The organism is Photobacterium sp. CCB-ST2H9, from assembly GCF_023151555.2.
Classification (GTDB): Bacteria; Pseudomonadota; Gammaproteobacteria; order Enterobacterales; family Vibrionaceae; genus Photobacterium.
In genome coordinates this window covers 3359950-3386335 of the sequence record NZ_CP100425.1, presented here as the reverse complement: position 1 = coordinate 3386335, position 26386 = coordinate 3359950, and the positions used below count along the sequence as shown (strand labels likewise).

General features: G+C 51.8%; 24 protein-coding genes. 15 read left to right on the top strand and 9 right to left on the bottom strand.

Annotation, left to right across the window (positions count from 1 at the left end; all coding sequences use genetic code 11):
• Positions 1 to 4 precede the first annotated feature (4 nt).
• The 7 genes from nusG (at position 5) to rpoC (ending at position 11526) form a co-directional block, all read left to right on the top strand.
• Positions 5 to 550 (top strand): transcription termination/antitermination protein NusG, encoded by a 546-nt coding sequence (gene nusG / locus L4174_RS15555; protein WP_036751338.1) that lies wholly within the window; start codon positions 5 to 7, stop codon positions 548 to 550.
• A gap of 125 nt (positions 551 to 675) precedes the next feature.
• Complete coding sequence (gene rplK / locus L4174_RS15550; protein WP_248144363.1) at positions 676 to 1104, top strand: 50S ribosomal protein L11; 429 nt, start codon at positions 676 to 678, stop codon at positions 1102 to 1104.
• Positions 1105 to 1108: 4 nt separating this feature from the next.
• A complete protein-coding gene (gene rplA / locus L4174_RS15545) occupies positions 1109 to 1810 on the top strand; it encodes a 50S ribosomal protein L1 (protein ID WP_248144362.1) in 702 nt (233 codons plus the stop codon).
• A gap of 240 nt (positions 1811 to 2050) precedes the next feature.
• The gene (gene rplJ, locus L4174_RS15540; protein WP_248144361.1) at positions 2051 to 2539 is read left to right on the top strand and encodes a 50S ribosomal protein L10; all 489 of its coding nucleotides are present in this window, start codon (positions 2051 to 2053) and stop codon (positions 2537 to 2539) included.
• A 61-nt stretch (positions 2540 to 2600) separates the two neighbouring features.
• Complete coding sequence (gene rplL / locus L4174_RS15535) at positions 2601 to 2966, top strand: 50S ribosomal protein L7/L12 (RefSeq protein ID WP_036751330.1); 366 nt, start codon at positions 2601 to 2603, stop codon at positions 2964 to 2966.
• A 222-nt stretch (positions 2967 to 3188) separates the two neighbouring features.
• On the top strand, positions 3189 to 7214 hold the full coding sequence (gene rpoB, locus L4174_RS15530) for a DNA-directed RNA polymerase subunit beta (RefSeq protein ID WP_248144360.1): 4026 nt from the start codon (positions 3189 to 3191) through the stop codon (positions 7212 to 7214).
• Positions 7215 to 7308: 94 nt separating this feature from the next.
• Positions 7309 to 11526 (top strand): DNA-directed RNA polymerase subunit beta', encoded by a 4218-nt coding sequence (gene rpoC / locus L4174_RS15525; protein WP_248144359.1) that lies wholly within the window; start codon positions 7309 to 7311, stop codon positions 11524 to 11526.
• A gap of 212 nt (positions 11527 to 11738) precedes the next feature.
• On the opposite strand, the gene rsd is transcribed toward rpoC, so the two are convergent.
• Positions 11739 to 12224, bottom strand: coding sequence for a sigma D regulator (gene rsd, locus L4174_RS15520; RefSeq protein WP_248144358.1), 486 nt, complete (start codon positions 12222 to 12224; stop codon positions 11739 to 11741).
• Between the two features lie 161 nt (positions 12225 to 12385).
• Here rsd and nudC point away from each other — a divergent pair, with 161 nt between their 5' ends.
• Positions 12386 to 13174 (top strand): NAD(+) diphosphatase, encoded by a 789-nt coding sequence (nudC, locus tag L4174_RS15515; protein ID WP_248144357.1) that lies wholly within the window; start codon positions 12386 to 12388, stop codon positions 13172 to 13174.
• Positions 13175 to 13223: 49 nt separating this feature from the next.
• Here the strand turns inward: nudC and L4174_RS15510 are convergent, their stop codons facing one another.
• Complete coding sequence (locus tag L4174_RS15510) at positions 13224 to 13403, bottom strand: hypothetical protein (RefSeq protein WP_248144371.1); 180 nt, start codon at positions 13401 to 13403, stop codon at positions 13224 to 13226.
• A gap of 243 nt (positions 13404 to 13646) precedes the next feature.
• Between L4174_RS15510 and hemE the strand changes: the two genes are divergently transcribed.
• Positions 13647 to 14711 (top strand): uroporphyrinogen decarboxylase, encoded by a 1065-nt coding sequence (gene hemE / locus L4174_RS15505; RefSeq protein WP_248144356.1) that lies wholly within the window; start codon positions 13647 to 13649, stop codon positions 14709 to 14711.
• 57 nt (positions 14712 to 14768) lie between these two features.
• Here the strand turns inward: hemE and L4174_RS15500 are convergent, their stop codons facing one another.
• Both L4174_RS15500 and L4174_RS15495 read right to left on the bottom strand, forming a co-directional pair.
• Positions 14769 to 15368 carry a uracil-DNA glycosylase family protein gene (locus L4174_RS15500; RefSeq protein ID WP_248144355.1) on the bottom strand — a complete coding sequence of 200 codons (600 nt, stop codon included), beginning with the start codon at positions 15366 to 15368 and terminating at the stop codon, positions 14769 to 14771.
• 8 nt (positions 15369 to 15376) lie between these two features.
• Positions 15377 to 16288 (bottom strand): D-2-hydroxyacid dehydrogenase, encoded by a 912-nt coding sequence (locus L4174_RS15495; protein WP_248144354.1) that lies wholly within the window; start codon positions 16286 to 16288, stop codon positions 15377 to 15379.
• 68 nt (positions 16289 to 16356) lie between these two features.
• Here L4174_RS15495 and L4174_RS15490 point away from each other — a divergent pair, with 68 nt between their 5' ends.
• Positions 16357 to 16944: a YjaG family protein gene (locus tag L4174_RS15490; RefSeq protein ID WP_248144353.1), complete on the top strand. Its 588-nt coding sequence runs from the start codon at positions 16357 to 16359 to the stop codon at positions 16942 to 16944.
• A gap of 57 nt (positions 16945 to 17001) precedes the next feature.
• Here L4174_RS15490 and L4174_RS15485 read toward each other — a convergent pair whose 3' ends face one another.
• Positions 17002 to 18066 carry a CNNM domain-containing protein gene (locus tag L4174_RS15485; RefSeq protein WP_248144370.1) on the bottom strand — a complete coding sequence of 355 codons (1065 nt, stop codon included), beginning with the start codon at positions 18064 to 18066 and terminating at the stop codon, positions 17002 to 17004.
• Between the two features lie 227 nt (positions 18067 to 18293).
• Between L4174_RS15485 and hupA the strand changes: the two genes are divergently transcribed.
• Complete coding sequence (gene hupA / locus L4174_RS15480; protein ID WP_248144352.1) at positions 18294 to 18566, top strand: nucleoid-associated protein HU-alpha; 273 nt, start codon at positions 18294 to 18296, stop codon at positions 18564 to 18566.
• Between the two features lie 43 nt (positions 18567 to 18609).
• Positions 18610 to 19281 (top strand): DUF1481 domain-containing protein, encoded by a 672-nt coding sequence (locus L4174_RS15475; RefSeq protein WP_248144351.1) that lies wholly within the window; start codon positions 18610 to 18612, stop codon positions 19279 to 19281.
• Positions 19282 to 19347: 66 nt separating this feature from the next.
• Here L4174_RS15475 and purD read toward each other — a convergent pair whose 3' ends face one another.
• Positions 19348 to 20646, bottom strand: a complete 1299-nt coding sequence (gene purD / locus L4174_RS15470) for a phosphoribosylamine--glycine ligase (protein ID WP_248144350.1) — start codon at positions 20644 to 20646, stop codon at positions 19348 to 19350.
• 96 nt (positions 20647 to 20742) lie between these two features.
• Positions 20743 to 22353, bottom strand: a complete 1611-nt coding sequence (gene purH, locus L4174_RS15465; protein ID WP_248144349.1) for a bifunctional phosphoribosylaminoimidazolecarboxamide formyltransferase/IMP cyclohydrolase — start codon at positions 22351 to 22353, stop codon at positions 20743 to 20745.
• Positions 22354 to 22570: 217 nt separating this feature from the next.
• Here purH and zntR point away from each other — a divergent pair, with 217 nt between their 5' ends.
• From zntR to L4174_RS15450, 3 genes are all read left to right on the top strand, one after another.
• Entirely contained in the window at positions 22571 to 22987 is a 417-nt protein-coding gene (gene zntR / locus L4174_RS15460) for a Zn(2+)-responsive transcriptional regulator (RefSeq protein ID WP_248144348.1), read from the top strand.
• A gap of 92 nt (positions 22988 to 23079) precedes the next feature.
• A complete protein-coding gene (locus L4174_RS15455; protein WP_248144347.1) occupies positions 23080 to 23361 on the top strand; it encodes a pyrimidine/purine nucleoside phosphorylase in 282 nt (93 codons plus the stop codon).
• A gap of 484 nt (positions 23362 to 23845) precedes the next feature.
• A complete protein-coding gene (locus L4174_RS15450) occupies positions 23846 to 24547 on the top strand; it encodes a hypothetical protein (protein WP_248144346.1) in 702 nt (233 codons plus the stop codon).
• 56 nt (positions 24548 to 24603) lie between these two features.
• Here the strand turns inward: L4174_RS15450 and L4174_RS15445 are convergent, their stop codons facing one another.
• Entirely contained in the window at positions 24604 to 25134 is a 531-nt protein-coding gene (locus L4174_RS15445) for an MltR family transcriptional regulator (RefSeq protein WP_248144345.1), read from the bottom strand.
• A 53-nt stretch (positions 25135 to 25187) separates the two neighbouring features.
• Positions 25188 to 26336, bottom strand: coding sequence for a mannitol-1-phosphate 5-dehydrogenase (locus tag L4174_RS15440; protein WP_248144344.1), 1149 nt, complete (start codon positions 26334 to 26336; stop codon positions 25188 to 25190).
• Positions 26337 to 26386: the final 50 nt, after the last annotated feature.

The window sequence follows — 26386 nt, the reverse complement described above, 5'->3', positions numbered from 1 at the left end:
GTTCATGAGCGAAGCTCCTAAAAAACGATGGTATGTTGTGCAAGCCTTCTCTGGTTTTGAAGGTCGTGTTGCACAGTCACTACGTGAACATATCAAGATGCATGGCATGGAAGATTACTTTGATGAGGTCCTGGTACCGACTGAAGAAGTAGTGGAAATGCGTGCTGGCCAGCGCCGTAAAAGCGAGCGCAAGTTCTTCCCAGGGTACGTCCTTGTGCAAATGGTGATGAACGATGAAACCTGGCATCTGGTACGTAGTATTCCTCGTGTGATGGGGTTCATTGGCGGAACATCTGATCGACCTGCACCAATTTCCGATAAAGAAGCTGCTGCGATTCTGAATCGTCTGCAGCAGGCGAGTGAATCGCCAGTTCACAAGACAGTATTTGAGCCTGGTGAAGTGGTTCGTGTGACTGACGGTCCGTTTGCTGACTTTAACGGTGTGGTTGAAGAAGTCGATTACGACAAGAGCCGCCTCAAAGTGTCGGTTTCTATCTTCGGCCGTGCGACACCAGTTGAGCTGGAGTTTGGTCAGGTAGAAAAAAACTGACCAATAAATAATCAAGCATTATTGTCAGGGGCGCGGAATTGGACTATAATTTCGCGCCCTTTCGTTAGACGGGGAGTCTGTTTGCAGAAAGCAGACGTTCGAACCCAAATTAAGGTAATTTAGTAATGGCTAAAAAAGTAGAAGCTTACATCAAGCTGCAAGTTGCAGCTGGTATGGCAAACCCTTCTCCACCAGTTGGTCCGGCTCTGGGTCAGCACGGTGTGAACATCATGGAATTCTGTAAAGCGTTCAACGCAAAAACTGATTCTCTGGAAAAAGGTCTGCCGACTCCAGTTGTAATCACTGTTTACAGTGACCGTTCTTTCACTTTCATCACCAAGACTCCACCTGCTGCTGTTCTGCTGAAGAAAGCTGCTGGTATCAAGTCTGGTTCTGGCCGTCCAAACACTGAAAAAGTGGGTAAAGTGACTGAAGCTCAGATCCAGGAAATTGCAGAAACTAAAGCTGCAGACATGACTGGTGCCGACATCGAAGCATTGAAGCGCTCTATCGCGGGTACTGCCCGTTCGATGGGTCTGGTAGTAGAGGGTTAAGAGAATGGCAAAACTAACTAAGCGTATGCGCGTAATCCGTGAGAAAGTTGACGCTACTCGCGAGTACGACATCAACGAAGCTGTTGCTCTGCTGAAAGAACTGGCTACTGCTAAATTCGTAGAAAGCGTTGACGTTGCAGTAAACCTGGGCATCGATGCTCGTAAATCTGACCAAAACGTTCGTGGCGCTACTGTACTGCCACACGGTACTGGCCGTGACATCCGCGTAGCGGTTTTCACTCAAGGTGCGAACGCTGAAGCAGCGAAAGAAGCTGGTGCAGATCTGGTTGGTATGGAAGATCTGGCTGAACAAGTGAAGAAAGGCGAAATGAACTTTGACGTCGTTATCGCTTCTCCAGACGCAATGCGCGTTGTTGGTCAGCTGGGTACTATCCTGGGTCCTCGTGGCCTGATGCCAAACCCGAAAGTTGGTACTGTAACTCCGAACGTTGCTGAAGCGGTTAAGAACGCGAAGGCAGGTCAGGTTCGTTACCGTAACGACAAGAACGGTATCATCCACACCACAATTGGTAAGGTTGATTTTGACGCTGACAAACTGAAAGAAAACCTGGAATCTCTGCTGGTTGCGCTGAAAAAAGCGAAGCCTGCTTCTGCAAAAGGTACTTTCATCAAGAAAGTTAGCATCTCAACCACTATGGGTGCGGGTGTTGCGCTAGACCAGAACTCTCTGGACGCTAACGCTTAATATTTGCAGAATCGCTGGGATTATGTATAATCCTGCGTTTCGAATTTATGGCTAAGATCCGGGCAGATTTTCTGCCGGGGTCTTCGTCCAAGACCGTAGGTGTTCTCAGAACTTAATACTTTAACCTACGTAGACGGTGCCAGGAACATGATTGATGTATTGTCTTTCTTGGATCTGCGCCGTACAAACTCTCCTGCAATTTTGCAGTGAGTGGGTAAACACAATCCAGGAGCAAGTCCAATGGCTTTAAACCTTCAAGACAAAAAAGCAATTGTTGCTGAAGTCAACGAAGCTGCCAGCGGTGCCCTGTCTGCAGTTGTTGCTGATTCTCGCGGCGTGTCCGTGGGTGCTATGACGACTCTGCGTAAGCAAGCGCGTGAAGCGGGCGTTTACGTACGTGTTGTTCGTAACACTCTGGCTCGTCGTGCAGTAGTAGGTACTAACTACGAGTGTCTGACTGACACTTTCGTAGGTCCTACTCTGCTGGCTTTCTCTAACGAGCACCCAGGTGCTGCAGCGCGTCTGTTCAAAGACTTCGCTAAAGAGAACAAAGACTTCGAGATCAAAGCTGCTGCATTCGAAGGCGTACTGACTGATGCAGACGTTCTGGCGAAACTGCCAACTTACGACGAAGCGATCGCACGTCTGATGATGTGCATGAAAGAAGCTTCTGCTGGCAAGCTGGTTCGCACTATTGCAGCTATTCGCGATCAAAAAGAAGCCGCTTAATAAGTTTGGCTTTTCATTGGTTGCTATTTAAACTAATTGTTGACTTTAAAAGAGAATTGTTATGTCTATCACTAACGAGCAAATCCTAGACGCAGTTGCAGAAATGTCTGTAATGCAAGTTGTTGAACTGATCGAAGCTATGGAAGAGAAGTTCGGCGTTACTGCTGCTGCAGCAGTTGTTGCTGGTGGCGCTGCTGAAGCTGCTGCTGAAGAGCAAACTGAATTCAACGTAATTCTGACTGCTGCTGGCGCTAACAAAGTTGCTGTAATCAAAGCAGTACGTGGCGCAACTGGTCTGGGCCTGAAAGAAGCGAAAGCTCTGGTTGACGGCGCTCCAGCACCTCTGAAAGAAGGCGTTGAGAAAGCTGAAGCTGAAGCTCTGAAAGCTCAGCTGGAAGAAGCTGGTGCTTCTGTTGAAATCAAGTAATTATTACTTAATTTCTTAGCCTTTATGGCTATGGGCTGGTGGCTAAAAAGCCACCGGCCCTTTTGCGCTGTAGGGTAGTGGTGTTTTTCACATTGTTTTGCAACCATTTCCCATGCGTATTTACAGCCTGTAATCCAGTGCTGTCCTGCGACAAACAATGTTATTAGTCACTGCCTCTTACTAGAGGTAGTTAGGATCACTTATCAGCGATCTGAGGAACCTATGGTTTACTCTTATACCGAGAAAAAGCGTATCCGTAAGGATTTTGGTAAGCGTCCACAAGTATTGGATGTACCTTACTTGCTGTCGATCCAGCTTGAGTCTTTTGATAAGTTCATCGAGCAGGATCCGGAAGGGCATTACGGTCTAGAAGCTGCCTTTCGTTCTGTTTTCCCAATTCAGAGCTATAACGGCAATTCCGAGCTGCAATACGTTAGCTATCGTCTCGGTGAGCCGGTGTTCGATGTTAAAGAATGTCAGATCCGCGGTGTAACGTATTCTGCACCACTGCGTGTGAAACTGCGCCTTGTGATGTATGACAAGGATGCACCGGCTGGCACCGTCAAAGACATCAAAGAACAAGAAGTTTACATGGGCGAAATTCCGCTCATGACAGATAACGGTACATTCGTTATTAACGGTACCGAGAGGGTTATCGTATCCCAGCTGCACCGTAGCCCGGGTGTCTTCTTCGACAGCGATAAGGGTAAAACCCATTCCTCAGGTAAAGTGCTGTATAACGCACGCATCATTCCATACCGTGGTTCATGGTTGGATTTCGAATTTGATCCGAAGGATAACGTCTACGTTCGTATCGACCGTCGTCGTAAGTTGCCTGCGTCTATCATCCTGCGTGCGCTGGGTTATACCACTGAGCAAATCCTTGACCTGTTCTTTGAGAAGATCAATTTCGAAGTGCAGGGCAAGTCTCTGGTTATGGAATTGGTACCCGATCGTCTGCGTGGTGAAACCGCAAGCTTCGATATCGAAGCGAACGGCACTGTGTATGTAGAGAAGGGCCGCCGTATTACTGCGCGTCACATTCGTCAGCTGCAGAAAGACAACATCGACCACATCGAAGTCCCTGTTGAGTACATCGTCGGTAAAGTTGCCGCGCGTGACTACGTCAACGAAGAGACCGGTGAACTGATCGCGGAAGCGAACCAGGAACTGAGCCTGGAATCGCTGGCGAAGCTGTCTCAAGCTGGCCATAAAGCCATTCAGGTGCTGTTTACGAACGACCTGGACTACGGTCCGTACATGTCTGATACCCTGCGTATCGACAGCACGACTGACCGTCTGAGTGCTCTGGTTGAAATCTACCGCATGATGCGCCCTGGTGAGCCACCAACGCGCGAAGCGGCTGAGCAGCTGTTCGAAAGTCTGTTCTTCTCAGAAGATCGTTACGATCTGTCTGCGGTTGGCCGGATGAAGTTCAACAGCTCTCTGATTCGTGAAGAGACGACAGGTCCGGGTACGCTGGATCACGATGACATCATCGAAGTGATGCGCAAGCTGATCGACATTCGGAACGGTAAAGGTGAAGTTGATGATATCGACCACCTGGGTAACCGCCGTATCCGTAGTGTCGGCGAAATGGCTGAAAACCAGTTCCGTGTGGGTCTGGTCCGTGTTGAGCGTGCAGTGAAAGAACGCCTGAGTCTGGGTGATCTGGATGCTGTGATGCCTCAGGATCTGATCAACGCCAAGCCAATTTCAGCGGCAGTGAAAGAGTTCTTCGGCTCTTCTCAGCTGTCTCAGTTTATGGATCAGAACAACCCGCTGTCAGAAGTTACGCACAAGCGTCGTATTTCTGCTCTGGGTCCAGGCGGTCTGACTCGTGAACGTGCGGGCTTTGAGGTTCGAGACGTTCACGCAACGCACTATGGTCGTCTGTGTCCGATCGAGACCCCTGAAGGTCCGAACATCGGTCTGATCAACTCGCTGTCTGTGTTTGCCCGTTGTAACCCATACGGTTTCCTGGAAACTCCATACCGTAAAGTGGTTGACGGCAAGGTAACCGACCAGATCGATTACCTGTCAGCGATTGAAGAAGGTCAGTTTGTTATCGCTCAGGCGAACGCTGTTCTGGAAGAGAATGGTAGCTTCGCAGATGAGCTGATCACTGCCCGTCACAAAGGTGAATCAGGTCTTCACCCACGTGACCACGTCCAGTACATGGACGTTGCAACCAACCAGGTGGTATCTGTGGCGGCGTCCCTGATCCCATTCCTGGAGCACGACGATGCGAACCGTGCCCTGATGGGTGCGAACATGCAACGTCAGGCTGTACCAACACTGCGTGCAGACAAGCCGCTGGTTGGTACAGGTATCGAGCGTGCAGTAGCAGTTGACTCCGGTGTAACTGCGGTTGCTAAACGTGGCGGTATGGTTCAGTCCGTAGATGCATCTCGTATCGTGATTAAGGTCAACGAAGACGAGCTGGTACCAGGCGAAGCCGGTATTGATATCTACAACCTGACGAAATACACCCGTTCTAACCAGAACACTTGTATCAACCAGCGTCCGACTGTGATGCCGGGTGAACCTGTTGCACGTGGTGACGTGCTGGCAGACGGTCCTTCAACGGACCTGGGTGAACTGGCTCTGGGCCAGAACATGCGTATCGCGTTCATGCCTTGGAACGGTTACAACTTTGAGGACTCCATCCTGGTGTCTGAGCGCGTTGTTCAGGAAGATCGCCTGACGACTATCCACATTCAGGAACTGTCCTGTGTGGCGCGTGATACCAAGCTGGGCGCTGAAGAAATCACAGCAGACATCCCGAACGTGGGTGAAGCGGCCCTGTCCAAACTGGACGAGTCCGGTATCGTGTATATCGGTGCGGAAGTGAAGGGTGGCGACATTCTGGTTGGTAAGGTAACACCGAAAGGTGAAACTCAGCTGACGCCGGAAGAGAAACTGCTGCGTGCAATCTTCGGTGAAAAAGCCTCTGACGTGAAAGATTCGTCACTGCGTGTACCGAACTCTGTGTCTGGTACCATCATTGACGTTCAGGTCTTCACACGTGATGGCGTAGAGAAGGACAAGCGTGCACTCGAAATTGAAGAGATGCAGCTGAAAGAAGCGAAGAAAGACATCACCGAAGAATTCCAGATCCTGGAAGGTGGTTTGCTGGCTCGTGTCCGTACTCTGCTGCTGTCTGCCGGTTATGATGACGCGCGCGTGTCTTCAATGGACCGTGAGAAGCTGTTCTCTCAGACATTGGATGATGAGTCTCTGCAAAACCAGCTGGAGCAGCTGGCAGAGCAGTACGACGAGCTGAAAGCTGAATTCGATAAGAAGTTCGAAACCAAGCGCCGTAAGATCACTCAAGGTGATGATCTGGCACCTGGCGTCCTGAAGATCGTCAAGGTCTACCTGGCCGTGAAGCGTCGCATCCAGCCTGGTGATAAGATGGCCGGTCGTCACGGTAACAAGGGTGTTATCTCGAAGATCTGTCCGGTTGAAGACATGCCTTACGATGAGAAAGGCCAAACTGTCGATATCGTACTGAACCCGCTGGGTGTACCTTCGCGTATGAACATCGGTCAGATTCTGGAAACTCACCTGGGTCTGGCAGCGAAAGGTATCGGTGACAAGATCAACCAGATGCTGAAAGAACAGCAGGAACTGCACAAGTTCCGCGAGTTCCTGCAGAAGGTTTATGATCTGGGCGATACCCGTCAGAATGTGGACATTGCGTCCATGACTGATGAAGAAGTTCGTACCCTGATTGAGAACCTGCGTGGTGGTCTGCCAATCGCGACACCTGTCTTTGACGGTGCGCCAGAGTCTTCAATCAAAGAGCTGCTGAAACTGGGTGACCTCCCAGAATCAGGCCAGCTGACTTTGTTTGACGGCCGTACCGGTGAGCAGTTTGAGCGTCCTGTAACCGTAGGTTACATGTATATGCTGAAACTGAACCACCTGGTAGACGACAAGATGCACGCGCGTTCTACTGGTTCGTACAGTCTGGTTACTCAGCAGCCACTGGGTGGTAAAGCTCAGTTCGGTGGTCAGCGCTTCGGTGAGATGGAAGTGTGGGCACTGGAAGCTTATGGTGCCGCTTATACGCTGCAGGAAATGCTGACTGTCAAATCGGATGACGTGAATGGCCGTACGAAGATGTATAAGAACATCGTCGATGGCGATCACCGTATGGAACCAGGTATGCCGGAGTCCTTCAACGTACTGTTGAAAGAGATCCGCTCGTTGGGTATCAACATCGAGCTGGAAGACGAGTAATCCTGACTTCGTCAGGGACTCTTGAATCCGGTATCAATATGAAGGCGCCGCCGCCCCGGCGCCTTTATGGGTCAACTCCTCACAGGAGCCGAATGTGAAAGACTTACTTAAGTTTCTGAAAGCACAGCACAAGACCGAAGAATTTGATGCGATCAAAATCGGTCTTGCTTCACCTGACATGATTCGTTCATGGTCTTTCGGTGAAGTGAAAAAGCCAGAAACCATTAACTACCGTACCTTTAAGCCTGAGCGTGACGGTCTGTTCTGTGCACGTATCTTTGGCCCGGTCAAAGACTATGAATGTCTTTGTGGTAAATATAAGCGCCTGAAGCACCGTGGCGTGATCTGTGAAAAATGTGGTGTAGAAGTTACTCAGACCAAAGTACGTCGTGAGCGTATGGGTCACATTGAGCTGGCTTCACCTGTTGCCCACATCTGGTTCCTGAAATCACTGCCATCCCGTATCGGTCTGTTGATGGACATGCCGCTGCGTGATATTGAGCGTGTGCTTTACTTTGAATCTTATGTGGTTATCGAACCAGGCATGACCAATCTTGAGCGTAGTCAGCTGCTGTCAGAAGAACAGTACCTGGATGCGTTGGAAGAGTGGGGCGATGAGTTCGACGCGCGCATGGGCGCGGAAGCAGTGAAAGCACTGCTGGCCAACATGGATCTGAATGCTGAAATCGAACTGATGCGCGAAGAGCTGGAAGAAACCAACTCTGAAACCAAGCGCAAAAAGCTGACTAAGCGTCTGAAGCTGGTTGAGGCATTCGTACAATCCGGTAACAACCCAGAGTGGATGATCCTGTCTGTACTGCCAGTTCTGCCACCGGATCTGCGTCCGCTGGTACCGCTGGACGGTGGTCGTTTCGCGACTTCTGATCTGAACGACCTTTACCGTCGTGTGATCAACCGAAACAACCGTCTGAAGCGTCTGCTGGATCTGGCTGCCCCAGACATCATCGTACGTAACGAAAAACGTATGCTGCAGGAGTCTGTGGATGCGTTGCTGGACAACGGTCGTCGTGGTCGTGCCATCACTGGCTCGAACAAGCGTCCGCTGAAATCTCTGGCTGACATGATCAAAGGTAAGCAGGGTCGTTTCCGTCAGAACCTGCTGGGTAAGCGTGTTGACTACTCAGGCCGTTCGGTAATTACCGTAGGTCCATACCTGCGTCTGCACCAGTGTGGTCTGCCGAAGAAAATGGCGCTGGAGCTGTTCAAACCGTTCATCTACGGCAAGCTGGAAACTCGTGGTCTGGCGACCACCATCAAAGCTGCCAAGAAGATGGTTGAGCGCGAAGAAGCTGTCGTTTGGGATATCCTGGACGAAGTGATCCGCGAACACCCGGTGATGCTGAACCGTGCACCAACACTGCACCGTCTGGGTATTCAGGCATTCGAACCAGTACTGATCGAAGGTAAAGCGATCCAGCTGCACCCGCTGGTCTGTGCGGCCTATAACGCCGACTTCGATGGTGACCAGATGGCTGTTCACGTACCGCTGACGCTGGAAGCCCAGCTGGAAGCGCGTGCGCTGATGATGTCGACGAACAACATTCTGTCGCCAGCATCCGGTGATCCAATCATCGTACCGTCTCAGGACGTTGTACTGGGTCTGTACTACATGACCCGTGACAAGATCAACGCGAAAGGCGAAGGCATGTACCTGGCTGGCTCTGCTGAAGCAGAGAAGGCTTACCGTACCGGCAACGCCGAGCTGCATGCCCGCGTGAAAGTCCGTATCACTGAGCACGTGAAAAACGAGCAAGGTGAGCTGGTGAAAAACACCCAGCTGGTGGACACCACTGTTGGTCGTGCCATGCTGTGGCAAATCGTGCCGAAAGGCCTGCCGTACAGCCTGGTAAACAGCGAAGCGCTGGGTAAGAAGCAAATTTCGAACCTGCTGAACACCTGTTACCGTGAACTGGGTATGAAGCAGACCGTTATCTTTGCTGACCAGATCATGTACACAGGTTTCGCATACGCGGCCCTGTCTGGTGTATCTGTTGGTATCGACGATATGGTTGTACCAGAAGCGAAGTACACCAAGATCGCCGAAGCGGAAGCTGAAGTTGCTGAGATTCAGGAACAGTTCCAGTCAGGTCTGGTAACAGCCGGCGAACGATACAACAAAGTGATCGATATCTGGGCAACCGCGAACGAGCAGGTTGCAAAAGCGATGATGGATAACCTGTCATTCGACACCGTGATTAACCGTGACGGTGAAGAAGAGCAACAGAAATCGTTCAACAGCGTATACATGATGGCCGATTCAGGTGCGCGTGGTTCTGCCGCTCAGATCCGTCAGCTGGCAGGTATGCGTGGTCTGATGGCGAAGCCAGATGGCTCGATCATCGAAACGCCAATCACCGCGAACTTCCGTGAAGGTCTGAACGTACTCCAGTACTTCATCTCAACCCACGGTGCGCGTAAAGGTCTGGCGGATACGGCTCTGAAAACAGCGAACTCCGGTTACCTGACTCGTCGTCTGGTAGACGTGGCACAGGACGTTGTGATCACTGCAGACGACTGTGGTACACACGCAGGTATGACCATGATGCCACTGATCGAAGGTGGTGACGTGAAAGAACCACTGCGTGATCGTGTACTGGGTCGTGTGGTAGCTGAAGACGTCCTGAAACCAGGTACGGAAGAAGTTCTGGTTCAGCGTAACACCATGCTCGATGAGAAATGGTGTGACATCCTGGAAGAAAACTCTGTCGACCAGGTGAAAGTACGTTCTGTTGTGACCTGTGAAAACGACTTTGGTGCTTGCCGTAACTGTTACGGTCGTGACCTGGCTCGTGGTCATCTGGTGAACCAGGGTGAAGCGGTTGGTGTTGTTGCTGCACAGTCAATCGGTGAACCGGGTACACAGCTGACGATGCGTACGTTCCACATCGGTGGTGCGGCATCGCGTGCTGCGGCAGAAAACAGCATTCAGGTGAAGAACAAAGGTTCTCTGAAGCTGCACAACGCCAAGTTCGTAACCAATAACGACGGCAAGCTGGTGATCACTTCACGTGCTGCTGAAATGACAGTTGTGGACGAGTTCGGTCGTACCAAGGAAAGCTACAAGCTGCCTTACGGTTCGATGCTGAGCAAAGGCGACAATGATGCGGTTAACGCTGGTGAAGTTGTGGCGAACTGGGACCCGCACACCATGCCAATCATCACTGAAGTAGCAGGTCACCTGCAGTTCGTGGATCTGATTGACGGTGTAACTGTCTCTCGTCAGACCGATGAACTGACTGGTCTGTCTTCTATCGTGATCCTGGATGGTGCAGAGCGTACCGGTACCGGTAAAGACATGCGTCCGATGGTGAAACTGGTTGATGACAAAGGCAACGATGTCATGATCCCAGGTACCGAGATGCCGGCTCAGTACTTCCTGCCTGGTAAAGCGATTGTCCAGCTGGAAGATGGTGCTGCTGTAGGTATCGGTGACACCCTGTCTCGTATTCCTCAGGAATCTGGCGGTACGAAAGATATCACCGGTGGTCTGCCACGCGTTGCTGACCTGTTCGAAGCGCGTAAGCCGAAAGAACCTGCAATCCTGGCGGAAATCACAGGTGCAGTCTCCTTCGGTAAAGAGACCAAAGGTAAGCGTCGTCTGATCATTACCCCATCTGAGGGGCAGCCATACGAGGAAATGATTCCTAAATGGCGTCAGCTGAACGTCTTCGAAGGCGAAAAAGTTGAGAAGGGTGATGTCATTGCCGATGGTCCAGAAGCGCCGCACGATATTCTACGTCTGCGTGGTGTGAACGCGGTAGCGGAATACATCGTGAACGAAGTTCAGGAAGTTTACCGTCTGCAAGGCGTTAAGATTAACGATAAGCACATTGAGACTATCGTTCGTCAGATGCTGCGTAAGGTTACCATCACAGTTCCGGGTGACTCTGAGTTCCTGGAAGGCGAGCAGGTGGAATTTTCCCGCGTGAACATCGCGAACCGTCAGCTGATTGCCGATGGCAAACAGCCTGCACTGTTCGAGCGTGATCTGCTGGGTATCACCAAAGCGTCTCTGGCAACTGAGTCCTTCATCTCTGCTGCGTCGTTCCAGGAAACGACTCGCGTACTGACTGAAGCGGCTGTTGCTGGTAAGCGTGATGAACTGCGTGGTCTGAAAGAGAACGTTATCGTGGGTCGTCTGATCCCAGCTGGTACTGGTTTCTCTTATCACCTTGAACGTCAGCGTCGTCGTGATGCTGATCTGGCTCCGGTTGAGCCTCAGGTTGATGCCGAGCAGGCATCTCAGGACCTGGCGGCACTGCTGAATGCTGGCCTGAATGATGAAGACTAAGTCCGGCGCGTCTTTCTGACAAACCGAGATTAAAAAAGGCACCCTCCGGGGTGCCTTTTGTTTATCTGCTGTTTTTCATCGTGAGGTCATGAAAGATATGGTCTGAGAAAATTGTGCGATGTGAGGGAGTTTCAGGCAGACAAAAGCAAGGCTGGCAGTCAGAGCGGCTGACTGCAGCAGTGGTCGGGACTCACAGCGTCAAACCGCTGTGATTATGCGCCGGGCGGAACCGACAGGCTTTCGCTGATCAGTTCAATCAAGTCATCTTCCAGTTCAAAGCGTAACTCAATTTTTTCCCCAACCGTAGACAGCTGCTGATCGAAATCATCCCAATCTTCACTGTCATCTGTGATCTCGCAATAGCGGTCGGCAAAGTTCAGTAAAGGGTCGGTTGTGTTGGTGATTTGATGATAGAGCTGAGAGATTTCGGTGGTGGGAGAGTAGCCGGTGGCCTGCCATCTAGCCATCACTTTATCGTAGATCTTAAAGTGGCCTTCAGAGATATAATCGACCAGTTGTTGGCAGAAGAGCTGAAGTTGGGTAGACGTGGGCAGTTGCCGGGCCTTGGGTTCGAATGGAGGCAGACCCGCCAGCTTGCAGTAGTCGATCAGCAACTGCTGCCTCGACATGAGCCAGTGATCGATGACATCATTACTGCCACCCCATTGTTTTTGCACTTGTTCGAATTTACTTAGCATGACCATGTCCTCATGATCGCCCAGCATGTTGCATGAGCAGAAAACAATTCCTGTCAAACTCTTAGACGCTCTAAGAGTACCATGTATGGCAGAGCCAAATTCCGTTGTTACGTTTAGATTGCCAGCAAAACAAAACCCCTGCAAGGAGAGAGGAATAGCCAATGTCAAAAAAGCAAGATCCCGCCTATTGGTGTGTAACCCGAGATCGCCGGATATATCTGGTGGATGGTAAGTTACCACTTACGCCGAACCCACCTTTGGGCCTGGATCAAGCACGATCGCGGACGATCGGAGAGCATCAGGGATGCGCGGTGAACTGGCTGGAAGATCCCGGGACGCTGCCAGAGAAATATTTTTATTCTCTGAGGGAATTGTTGGGGGAAGAGCCGGATCTCTTTATGCTGGCCGGAAAAGCGATGCAATTGGCTCACATGTGCGAGAGTCAGAGATACTGCCCGGAATGCGGTAGTAAAACAGAGCTTGCGAAGCAAACCCTGGCGATGCAGTGCCAGTCTTGCCTGCAGTTTCATTACCCCAGAGTGTCTCCGTGTATTATTGTGGCCGTGCGAAAGGGCGATCAGATTTTGTTGGCACAGCATCCCCGTCATAAGAGTGGGATGTATACGGTGATCGCGGGTTTTGTCGAGGCTGGTGAAACGCTGGAAACCTGTGTTGCGCGCGAAGTGGCGGAAGAAACAGGCATTCAGTTGACCAATATCCGGTATTTCGACAGCCAGCCCTGGGCGTTTCCGTCTAATCTGATGATGGGCTTTATGGCGGATTATCAGAGTGGTGATATCCGCCCGGATTATGAAGAGCTGGTGGACGCCCGGTGGTTCAGGCACGATCAGCTGCCGCCTGTCGCGCCACCGGGCACAATTGCTTTTCGTCTGATCCAGGCGACTTGCGATGCCATCCGGCAGGAAGCCGCAGTTCGGGAGGCTGATTAATCAGTCAGCGGAGATGTCCCGGATTGACCGGGAATTGGAGCATCTTCATTTATTCCGGGTGAGTTTCCGGAATTGCCCGGAAAATGGCTTTTGAGTGCTTGATCAGCTGGACGGCATATTGTGGTGACACGCTGTACAGCTGGCCTTTGCTTGCTTTAAAAGCGCTCTCCCAGCATCGGTCTTTATACACACCAGACTCAGTAAATTCGATCACAACTTGCAGGTTCATAGATCCTCCAATTCTTTGCATCGCCGATATTGGCGTCTTTTGACATTAACAGAGAATTGATAAAGAACTGATTAAAAAATCTGCAACATTAGATGATCAGAAATGAAATAAATTTCCCACATCGGGTCAGGTGATCCAGGATGTGCTCCGGTCAGCATTAATTACGATTTGGCGGTCATACATGGCTGCTGTTACCGGGGCAGAGTGTTACAATACTGCCACTTATTTGCCAGGATGTTGACAATGACAGAATTGAAAAACGATCGTTATCTGCGTGCTTTGCTCAAGCAACCGGTTGACTGTACGCCTGTTTGGATGATGCGTCAGGCGGGCCGTTATCTGCCTGAATACCGGGCGACCCGGAGCCAGGCCGGTGACTTTATGTCGCTGTGCAAAAATGCGGAACTGGCCAGTGAAGTCACGCTGCAGCCATTGCGTCGTTTTCCTCTGGATGCGGCCATTCTGTTTTCTGACATCCTGACCATACCGGATGCCATGGGCCTGGGACTTTACTTTGAAGCGGGTGAAGGGCCGAAATTTGAGCGTCCGATCAGCTGTAAAGCGGATGTCGACAAAATCGGAATCCCGGATCCGGAAGGCGAACTGCAATATGTGATGAATGCTGTCCGTCAGATCCGCAAAGACCTGCAAGGTGAAGTACCGCTGATTGGTTTCTCCGGCAGCCCGTGGACACTGGCCACGTATATGGTGGAAGGTGGCAGCACCAAGGCATTCACCAAGATCAAAAAGATGATGTATGCCGAGCCTGCAGTATTGCATGCTTTGCTGGACAAGCTGGCAGACAGCGTGATCTCGTATCTGAATGCGCAGATCAAAGCGGGTGCTCAGTCGGTGATGGTGTTTGATACCTGGGGTGGTGTACTGACGCCACGTGACTACAAACTCTTCTCGCTGCAGTACATGCATAAGATTGTGGATGGTCTGATCCGTGAAAACGAAGGACGCCGTGTACCGGTGACTCTGTTCACGAAGAACGGCGGCATGTGGCTGGAAGCGATTGCAGCAACGGGCTGTGATGCTGTCGGTCTGGACTGGACGATTGATATTGCGGATGCCAAGCGCCGGGTGGGCGATAAAGTTGCCTTGCAGGGCAATATGGATCCTTCGATGCTGTACGCATCACCTGAGCGGATTCGCGAAGAAGTGGCAGGCATTCTGTCTGGGTTTGGTGAAGGCACCGGCCATGTCTTCAATCTGGGCCACGGGATTCACCTCGACGTACCGCCGGAAAATGCCGGGGTCTTTGTTGAGGCGGTGCATGAGCTGTCAGCGCCTTACCACAAGTAAGCAGACCGCGTTATCAGCAGTGAAAAGCGAGCCCGATGGCTCGCTTTTTTGTATGCGTTATAAGCCCAGATGCTGGTGGACATAGTCCCGGATGTAAGGCACAACTTCGGCTTCAAACCAGGGATTTTTCTTCAGCCACAGCGTATTGCGGGGCGAAGGATGAGGCAGCGGCAGGTAAGTCGGTGCCCATTGCCGCCAGGCCCGGACCGTCTCGGTCAGGGTTTTGGGTTTGTCGGGCAGATAATAGTTCTGCGCGTACTGCCCGACCAGCAGCGTCATTCCGATATTGGGCAGTAAGGGCCAGACCTGGCCGTGCCACTGAGGGGCGCATTCAGGTCTGGGCGGCAGATCGCCGCTTTTGCCTTTGCCCGGATAGCATAGTCCCATGGGCATGATGGCGATGCGGCTGGGATCATAGAAGGTCTCCCTGTCGAGTTCGAGCCAGCGGCGTAGCCGGTCACCGCTTGGATCATTCCAGGGAATTCCGGTGTCATGCACCCGAGTGCCCGGCGCCTGACCGACAATCATCAGCCGTGCTTCACTGCTGGCCTGAATGACCGGCCGCGGTCCGAGCGGCAAGTGGGCCTGACACAGCGTACACTGACGGATCTGATGTAATAACGCGGGCAAGACGTTCGGGGTTGGATTTGTTTTCATCGGCAGGTTTAATAACCCCGCTCAAAATCAATCTGAAATTGCAGTGGCTTTCCTTCAACATAGCGCAGGTAGTTGGTTTTGAATATCTCCATCACCTGTTCCGGGAAGCTCTCGGCAGCAATATGTGGTGTAACCGTGATACGCGGATGCTGCCAGAACGGATGCGTTGCAGGCAGTGGCTCCTGCTTAAAGACATCCAGAAAAGCGTGTGCCACGGCACCACTTTCCAGCGCCTGAATCAGGCCCGGTTCGCAGACGGCATTGCCGCGGCCGACATTGAACAGCAATACATCCCGGCAGTGGCTCAGACTCTCTGCGTTGAGTACATCATTGCTCAGTTCTGTGGCGGGCAGAATGGAAACCACGATATCAGCCTGCGGTAATACCCCGGTCAGCTGTTCGATCGGGAAGACCCGGGCAAAGCTGTTATTCGGGGTCTCACCGGAGCGGTTCACACCATAAATCGTCATACCGAGTGCCCGGGCTGATTGGGCCAGGTGCTGGCCGATGGTGCCGGTACCCAGGATCACCATGGTTTTACCAGCCAGGGAGTTGTAGTGATGCTGCCGCCATATCCCTTGCTGTTGTTGCTCATGATACCTGGCAAAATGCCGCTGGTGGCTGAAGAGGAGACCCAGGACATACTCACTGATCAGCTGGCCGAAGAGACCACGGATATTGGTCAGGGTGTAATCTTTCCGTAATCCGGGGCGGATGAGGGCGTCAATCCCGGCATACGTTGACTGCACCCAGTGCAGGTTTGAAAATTCTTCCAGTCTGCCTGTCAGCAGCGGCGGATCGGCCAGAACCAGGGTCGCTTCCGCCGGATTGTCTGTCAGTGCCAGTTCCGGAAGTGCGGCGTTTTCGATGAGTTGACGGTACAGCTCGTACCGCCGGGAGATAATACAGAGTTGATGCATGGCTTTTTCCTTTTGCACAGGCAGCTTATCAAGTAAAATTCAACCAACGCTTTCAGACAGATTATCCCATGCTTAAAAATCCAATTCAGCTTCGCTTAGAAAAATTTGAATCCTGGCAATATCTTACATTTATGGCATCGCTGTGTGAGCGGATGTATCCGAACTATGCGTTTTTCTGCCGTGAGACCGGGTTTGCCGACCCTCAGCCTTACCGTTTAATTCTCGACAGTGTCTGGGAAATTCTGACGGTAAAAAATGCCAAGATCAATTTCGAGCGCCAGCTGGAGAAGCTGGAAGAAATGGTCCCGGCGGCGGACGACTATGATTTGTATGCCGTCAGTCCGGCCATTGATGCCTGCGTCGCTCTGTCTGACGTACTGCATGCGCTGCTGGATCGTGATCAGATCCCTGAGATTGCGCTGAGCATCAGTTCACTGTCGGTTGAGACGGTAGTAAATCTGGAAGAAGCGCAGACAGGTGAAGCGATTACCAACGAGAATCAGAAGGAAAATCAGGCCGTCTGTGAAGAGTGGGATGTCCAGTGGGCGATTTTCCGTGCGCTCAAAGATGCGGAAAGCCGGGATATTGAACTGATTAAAGATTTGCGCAGAGAACTGCGTGAGGCTTGTGTCAGCAACATTGGCATTGCGCTCTGATGTGAGTCATGCGCAGCATTTGAAGGAACGGCAGGAGTAACATCCTGCCGTTTTTCTTTACGGGGTATCGTCCTCGTCGCGGTTTTCGATGACATTGTGTTTTTTCTTCCAGCGTTCCCAGCGCTGGAAAGCGAGCTGCTGCATGCTGGTGCTGATGTCGGCTTCATCGACAATTTCCTCGCCGACCAGGCTCTCAAAGACGTCTTCCAGCGTGACCAGACCCATCACCGTCCCATATTCATCCACAACCAATGCCAGCTGGGCCCTTGCCTTCATCAGCTTCTCAAAGGCAACCGGGACGGTATCAATATTCATCACGACCGGCAGCGGACGCATCATCTCGCTGAGGAGGATGTTGCCCCGGCCGCTCTGGCTCTCGGCAAACAGTTCCAGCCGGTGAACAAACCCCAGGATATTGTCCTTGCTGCCCCGGTAAATCAGCGGGCGTGAGAACGGGCTGTCTTTGGCTGTCGCCAGAAACTCATTGATGGTCAGATTGTCCTCGACCCGAAACAGTACCGGACGGGGCGTCATGATTTTGGTGACGCTGACATCACAGAACTGCAGCAGGTTATGCATGATTTTTGACTCGCCTTCGGCAAGTTCACCGGATTCTTTGGCCAGCATCGCCATGGCCGACAGTTCATCACGCAGTTTGGGCGGCTGGTGGCCCTGCGACAAGCGGCGGGTGATCTGCTCGGAGACCCAGACAATTGGCCGTAACAGCCAGACCATGACACTCAGCACCCGGGCGGTCAGCGGCGCCAGCTGGCGCCAGTAGGTGGCTCCAATGGTTTTCGGAATGATTTCAGACAGCAGCAGAATGCCGACTGTCAGTGCAGCGGAGAAGACGCCCAGCCATTGGCTGCCGAAAACCACCGCAGCCTGAGCACCCGCCGTAGCAGCACCAATGGTATGGGCGATGGTGTTCAGGGTCAGAATGGATGCCAGCGGCCGGTCGATGTTGTTTTTCAGCTCTGTCAGTTTGTCAGCCATCGGGTGGGACTGCTGACGCAAAGTGCCGACATAACTGGGGGAAATGCTCAGCAAAACGGCTTCAAGGACGGAACAGATAAATGAAATACCAATCGCAATCGCGATGTAAAGGGTCAGAAGTATCATGCGGTTTAGACAGCTCTCATCGGAAAAATCACCCCATTTATTGGTGTTGTACGGAGCAAAAGCAACCAGCACATTCTTCAGGATAGTAACAATTTGTGAACTTGCGCTCAGTTTATGGTTAAAGAGCCCGCAGCCGACCACAGGAAGACAGACAAACCTTTGCCACATGGGCTTCTTTTGAATTAGAGTGGATGCGTCTGAAGAAAAAACCTTAGAAGGGAAACCGAATGAACAAGACCCAACTGATTGAACTGATTGCTGAACAAGCGGATCTGACTAAAGCGCAAGCGAAAGACGCGCTGGAATCTACCCTGAGCGGCATCACCGAAGCACTGAAATCCGGTGACCAGGTTCAACTTATTGGCTTTGGTACATTTAAAGTAAACCACCGCGCTGCACGCACTGGCCGTAACCCACAGACGGGTAAAGAGATCCAGATCGCAGCGGCAAACGTACCAGCTTTCGTAGCCGGTAAAGCGCTGAAAGATTCTGTAAAATAATCTCAACTCCGTCGACGATCCTTCTCGGCGGAGTTTTTCTTTTATGAAACGAACCTGCCTGATTTTTATTTCTCTCCTTCTCACTGCCTGTGGCAGTACGCTCATGACACCCCATGCACTTTCTTCGTTAGAACGCCTGAGTGGCGGCCAGGTCGCCGGTGACGCATCGTCTCTGTACTGGGCCGGGATCCGTCAGTCCAGACCTGAATTTTTATCTGAACGTGTATGGATGGGTGAGTATGGTGAATACCAGACTGAATACCGCTGGCGGGAAGGACAACTGCGTGAGCTGAAGCGTACAGGAACGGCGCTGAAAGATGATGCGCTGCAGCCGTTTGAGCTGCATGTGCGTTATGATCAGCACGGCGAGGCGGTTTTCCAGCGTTACAAGGTGGGAGAGAGTGTTTTTCCGCTGTCGGATACGCAGCTTCATCAGCTCAGCCAGCAGGCAGAACAGGCGATTGCTGTGGTGAAGGCACAGTCCCGTGACGGTCTGGAGCTAATGCAAGGGGTATGGGACGGACAGCGTTTTATCCGTTGCAGCGATCACTCTGAGCACAAGGTGGACTGGCAGCATATCCCGGTAAAACCCGGTTATGTTGCGATGGTGGCGAAGTCTGATGGCCGTGGCAAGCTGACCGCAGATGCGGTGTTGCTGAGCCGTGTTTCTTCCCAGCAGTGTCTGACAAAGCCGGTTTTACTGGATGCTTCCTGAGCGTGAGAACACACCCGAATGAAACAAAGGCGCCGTCAGGCGCCTTATCTTTATCCGGCTGTGTCATCAACCATTGGATGATTGTTGCTCACGGGCAATTGCACGGTAACCAATGTCATCGCGGTAGAAAACACCATCCCAGCTGACTTGTTTCGCCAGGGCATAAGCGCGTTGCTGGGCTTCAGAGACGGTTGTCCCCATCGCTGTGGCACAAAGCACACGACCGCCGTTTGTCACAACCTGGCCGTCTTTGCTGGCCGTGCCGGCATGGAAGATTTTCTCGGCATCGCCATCTTGCTCAGGCAGGCCGGAAATCACGTCCCCTTTGTTGTAGGCAGCCGGGTAACCGCCGGCAGCCAGCACGACGCCAATGGCGGCACGCGGGTCCCACTGGGAATCAACGGTATCCAGTTTCCCGTCCACCGCAGCCAGGCACAGTTCAACCAGATCGGATTGCAGGCGCAGCATGATTGGTTGGGTTTCCGGATCGCCGAAACGGCAATTGTACTCAATGACTTTCGGGGTACCGTCGGCCATGATCATCAGACCAGCATACAGAAAACCTGTATATGGGTTTCCTTCCGCGGCCATGCCTTCAACGGTTGGTTTGATCACTTTATCCATCACGCGCTGGTGGATGTCAGGAGTCACAACTGGTGCCGGAGAATAAGCGCCCATACCACCGGTGTTCGGGCCGGTGTCGCCGTTGCCGACGCGTTTGTGGTCCTGACTGGTGGCCATCGGCAGGATGTTTTTGCCGTCAACCATGACGATAAAGCTGGCTTCCTCGCCATCCAGAAATTCTTCGATGACCACACGGTGACCAGCTTCGCCGAATGCATTGCCGGCCAGCATGTCACGTACTGCGGCTTCCGCTTCTTCCAGGGTCATGGCGACAATCACGCCTTTCCCGGCAGCCAGACCGTCGGCTTTCACGACAATCGGGGCGCCTTTTTCTTGCAGGTAGGCCAGCGCGGGTTCAATTTCGGTGAAGTTCTGATATTCCGCGGTCGGGATCTGATGACGGGCCAGAAAGTCTTTGGTGAAAGCTTTGGAGCCTTCCAGCTGCGCTGCCGCTTGCGTCGGACCGAAAATCGGCAAACCAGCCTCGCGGAAGGCATCGACGACACCGATCACCAGCGGCGCTTCCGGACCGACGATGGTCAGGGCAATTTCATTTTCTTTGGCAAATGCCACCAGTGCCGGGACATCCTCAACACCAATCGCAACATTTTCCAGTTTTGGCTCCAGTGCGGTACCAGCGTTGCCCGGTGCAACGAAGACTTTCTCGACCTGTGCAGACTGTGCCGCTTTCCAACCCAGCGCGTGCTCGCGGCCGCCGTTACCAATCACAAGAATTTTCATGCTCAGTCCTTTACCTCGTGAGATGGAGGAAAGCCCCTGATTAGATCAGAGGCTGAAATACGCAGGAAGGCGCCGAATGGACGCCTTCGGGAAATGTTAGTGACGGAAATGACGCATGCCCGTGAAGACCATCGCCATGCCGTGTTCATCGGCAGCCGCAATGACTTCTTCGTCGCGCATCGAACCGCCCGGCTGAATCACGCAGGTGATCCCAGCTTCAGCTGCGGCATCAATGCCATCGCGGAACGGGAAGAAGGCATCCGACGCCATCACACTGCCAGCCACTTCCAGATTTTCATCTGCGGCTTTGATGCCCGCGATTTTCGCAGAATAAACGCGGCTCATCTGGCCGGCACCGACACCAATGGTCATGTTGCCTTTGGCGTACACAATCGCATTGGATTTGACGTATTTGGCGACTTTCCAGCAGAACAGCGCATCACGCAGTTCTTCTTCGGTCGGCTGGCGTTTGGAAACGACTTTCAGATCGCTCTGAGTCACCATCCCCTGATCACGGTCCTGAACCAGCAGACCGCCGTTTACGCGTTTGACGTCGAACCCAGTCGTTTTGCTGTGCCACTGACCACATGCCAGCAGACGGACGTTCTGTTTGGCAGAGACCACTTCTGCCGCTTCAGCACTGACGCTCGGGGCAATAATCACTTCCACGAACTGGCGGTCGATAATGGCTTTTGCCGTTTCGGCATCCAGTTCGCCGTTGAATGCAATAATACCACCGAAGGCTGACGTCGGGTCGGTCTTGTAGGCGCGGTCATAAGCTTCCAGCAGGGTTGCACCCAGTGCAACACCACAAGGGTTAGCGTGTTTGACGATGACACAGGCTGGCTGGTCGAATTCTTTCACGCATTCCAGTGCGGCATCGGTATCCGCGATATTGTTGTAAGACAACGCTTTGCCTTGCAGCTGGCGTGCGGTTGCCACAGAGGCTTCCTCAGGCTGGGCTTCCACATAGAACGCGGCATCCTGATGGCTGTTTTCGCCATAACGCATGTCTTGTTTTTTGATGAACTGCTGGTTGAAGGTGCGCGGGAATTTTGATGCCTCGTCGCCTTCTTGCGCTTGTTGATGAACAGCAGGGTCCCCATATGAAGGGACCATGGTGCCAAAGTAGTTGGCGATCATGCCATCGTAAGCAGCGGTGTGTTCGAATGCGGCAATGGCCAGATCAAAACGGGTGGCATGGGTCAGAGAGCCGTCGTTGTCGGCCATCTCCGCCAGCACGCGGTCGTAGTCGTGTGCATTAACCACAATGGTGACGTCTTTGTGGTTTTTCGCTGCGCTGCGTACCATCGTCGGGCCGCCGATATCGATGTTCTCGATCGCATCTTCCAGCGTACAGCCTGGTTTGGCGACGGTTGCCGCGAACGGATACAGGTTCACCACCACCATATCAATCGGTGCAATGCCATGCTCAGCCATGATTGCATCATCCTGACCACGACGCCCCAGTACGCCACCGTGTACTTTCGGGTGCAGGGTCTTCACGCGGCCATCCATCATTTCAGGGAAGCTGGTGTAGTCGGAAACTTCAGTAACCTGAATGCCCTGGTCAGCCAGGAGGCGGGCAGTCCCACCGGTGGACAGAATATCGACGCCACGGTTGGCAAGAGCTTGTGCGAATTCAACAATTCCCGTTTTGTCTGATACGCTGATCAGAGCACGGCGAATAGGACGAGCGTTTTCCATTGCTACCATCTCTTTGATTGCGGTGAATTATTTGCCAAAAGCTGACCAGAAACGTACGGTTGCCTTTGGCAAATAGCCTCATCCGGCAGAGTGGACGGGATTGAGTGATGGCGCGTATTTTACATGATTCCCTGCGTTGCGCAAACGTTTGCCTTGGGCGTTTTTTGTCTGGAACGGTGTGTCTGCAATGGCAGGAGGAGAGGAGCTTTGAAACCCAATGGCTAGGTATTTGATTGGACAGCTGGCTAAATTGTGCGACGTCAGCAGTGACACCCTGCGGTTTTATGAAAAAAACGGCTTGCTGGTGCCCCGGGAGCGCAGTGAAGGCGGATACCGTCTGTATCATGAGGAAGACTTATCCCGCGTCCGTTTTATTTTGCGTGCAAAGGCGGTCGGGCTCAGTCTTGAGGAAATTCGAGAACTGCTGACCATCCGTCTGGAAGCCGATCAGCACAGCTGTGCTGAGGTGAAAGCGATTACCCAGGCTAAGCTCGAAGACATTGATGCCAAACTGGCAGAGCTGCAGCGAATTCGACGCGCTCTGAAGAAGATTAATGATGCCTGTTGCGGGGAAGCAGACGATGATGCCAGCCATTGTTCGATCCTCGAAGCCCTGGCGGATGAACCCCACTGAGCCGCCGTTTTCCGGACATAAAGAAAGAGGTATGCGCCCCTCATGAACTGTGGTAGCGTGAGGCATCCAGCTTTTTCAGGATAAGGAATATCATGCTGAATACGAACGAATATTTTGATGGAAATGTAAAGTCAATTGGCTTTGAAGCGCAGGGTGCGCGCAGCAGTGTTGGCGTGATGCTGCCTGGCAATTACACTTTCTCAACCGCGGCGCCTGAGCGCATGACGGTTGTGAAAGGGACGATTACCGTGAAGCTGCCGGGCCATGTTGAGTGGGAAACCTACAACGCCGGTGACGACTTTGAAGTACCAGGTGATGCCGCTTTCGATGTTCGCATTGAAGAAACCACCGCTTATTTGTGTGATTATTTGTAAGCTAGTTAAATCAGACCGGGTCGGATCCATACCGATCCGGTGCTGTCAGTATTGAATCCCTTGTGCGTATCCCACTCTCTTCTCCCTATTTTGATGTATTGAAGCTCGCTCCTTAATCAAGCTTTGCACTCAGTGTGGCTCTGGGTTTTTAAATGAGATCTCATTTGATAAATTGATTAGATCTTGTTTTGTATTATCCGTTTAATGTGCCTCTTGGAACTGTCTTCAAAAATAAAATCATGTTCAATCAACGAAAGTGATTATCCTCCCATTTAAACATATCAATCAAAGGACATCTAACCTGGAATAACCCCCAACAGTTTATAATTTTGTTATAAATGTCTGAATGCTGATGTCGAACTGAATATGAATAATCAATTTGCTGTTGAAAATAAATAAGTAAAAAAATTCATTGAAGTATTTTAAAGTAAATATATATGCGTGAATTTTGAAAAAATGAGTCATCTGTTTTAAGGGCCCCTCAATGAGTGAAACACAAGAACACAGGAACATTGCTGAAATCAGTGACGAACAAGTGAAAGCAATGAAAGCGCAGTTGAAAGACGCGCCTGTATTGTTTGAATGGACAGCAATAGTCACAATCGATAAATTTCGACAAGATTTTTATATTCTGATCAGTGTTCTCTTTGGTGGGATATTCTTTGCTGCCAGTTATGAACCTGGCAGTTACTGGTTTTTACCAAAACTTTTTCTCTGTTTTGGTTTAGGCTGGGGATGGTGGATCTTTTTAAAGAACTTTGCTTGTTCGCCTTGGGTTTATCACTATCAATTAACCGCGCTCGGGATTCGCTATACCCAACTCGAAGATATTCCTGAATCCGCATACAGTGCTGTGCGAAAACTTGCTCGTGTTGGCATTGTCGTCTGTATTCTTTCTGTCTTTATTTTGGGGCCGTTTGCTTTTGTTGGGGCTGGCGGTATGGCACTGATGGCTTTTAACTTCACCGGTTTTGAAAAGAAAAAAGAGGAACTTACTGCTTTATTCTATGAAAAAGGTAAAGTTGCTCTCCATCCAACAAAGAGGTGGATTAAGGTGAGGGCGGATGTGTCATCGTTTGCCTTTTACCATGAAGTGAACTGTCATCCTGAAGAAGCTGACACTATCTTTGCAGCGATTCTTGAATTCGCTGATGGGTATCAGCAGGCGGATGAAATTTATTCCTGACCCAATTGCTTGGGTCTAAGAGGAGAGCGCTTGCATGGGCAGAGACAGACCGTGGATTAAAACGGGCTGTCTTTGTTCAGTTCAGTCGCAATCCCTGAAATGGCCAGTGCCAGAGTAGATTTCACCACCTGTTCCTGCCGGGCCATTTGCATCTGATAGAAGCTGAGATCAATGTCTTCTGAGATGGGGGCCATGTCGAGCTGAGCCACGCCCATCACATTCGCCTGATGCAGCGCTTTAATCTCTTTGATGATTTTAGGGTCCGTAAAGCTGTATTCAGAGCCGTCCCGGTTGAGCATGTCTCTGATCCGAAGACAGCGTTCAATATCCTGATAAACAGGCTGTGCAATGACGCCCAGTCCATACAGTAGTTTCAGACGCACCGTCAGTTCTCCGAGCGGGCCAGAATCGTGCAACAAAGGCTCCACCACGGACTTCACCGCAAAGTCATCTTTCCGGAAAATCCGCTGGATCAGTCTGTCCACCGCTTCCTCCAGAATCTCAACAGTGGCAATGAAAAAGCCGCGGACTGTGTTGGCTTCGTTCAGTCGCTCAATGATGTCTGCTTCGTGTTCACATGGTGGCATGGATAAAAGTTCTCTTTGCTGCAAAAAACGGGGAGCGCACTCCCCGTCAATTTTCAGGATAAGGCCTGATAGCACTGTTCAATCCGGCGGGCCGCATCGCTGCCAGCATCCAGTCCGGTGTATTGAGCCAGTGTCTGGCATACCCCTTTTTCTCTCAATGTGTTTTGTAACTCGACCGCCTGCGGATCGCTGGGATTGACGTACTTCAGTGCCGCCGCAATCCCGGTGATCAGGGTTTGGTTGGGTGTTCCGTATTCAATCGTTCCCAGTAATGGTTTAATCAGCCGGTCGTTACTGCCCAGTTTACGGATGGGCTGTCGGCCGACCCGGTCAATCTCATCACGCAGGAAGGGATTGGCAAAACGGGTCAGGATTTTTTCGATATAGGCATTGTGCTGGTCCCGGTCGAAGCCGTAGCGGCGGATCAGCACTTCACCGCTTTCGCGCATGGCATTTCTGACCTGAGCACGAATATCGTTATCCTCAATGGCATCCCGGATGGTTTCATAACCGCGTAAAGCGCCCAGATACGCCGTCATGATATGACCAGTGTTGAGTGTAAACAACTTCCGTTCAACAAAAGCCATCAGATCGTTGGTGGTTTCCATGCCAGCGATGGCAGGAATGTCGCCTTTAAACTGTTGCTGGTCGACAATCCACTCGCTGAAACTTTCGACGGTGACTTCCAGCGGATCGTCGTTGGCGGCATCCGCAGGCGGGACGATGCGATCGACAGCAGAATCAACAAAACCCACGTAGTCATCTGCCAGTGTCTGATCCGCCGGCGACAAATGTTTGTAGACTTCGGCTTTCAGGTGAGTGGTGCCCCGGACCATGTTTTCACAGGCGATGATATTCAGGGGCTGCTGGTTGCCCGAAGCAAACCGCTTGGTCAGCCCTTCGGCAATGGTTCTGGCGATTTTATCCAGCACCGCCGGGCCGACGGCTGTGGTGATCAAATCTGTCTGGACAATTTGATCGATGACATCCGGCCCTGCGGCATTCACGGCTGTGATATGACTGACCGTATCGAGATGGCAGTCGTTGCCTACCACTTTGACGGTATAAGACTGCGCATGGCTGAGCTGATCGATGAGTGGCTCGTTGACGTCGGCAAAAGTAACATTGACTTGTGCATCTGCCAGAACTTTACCGATGAATCCGCGGCCGATATTGCCAGCGCCAAAATGAACTGCTTTCATGATGATTCCTACCTTCAATGAGAGAGGCCGGCGAGCCCGGCCCCGAAAGA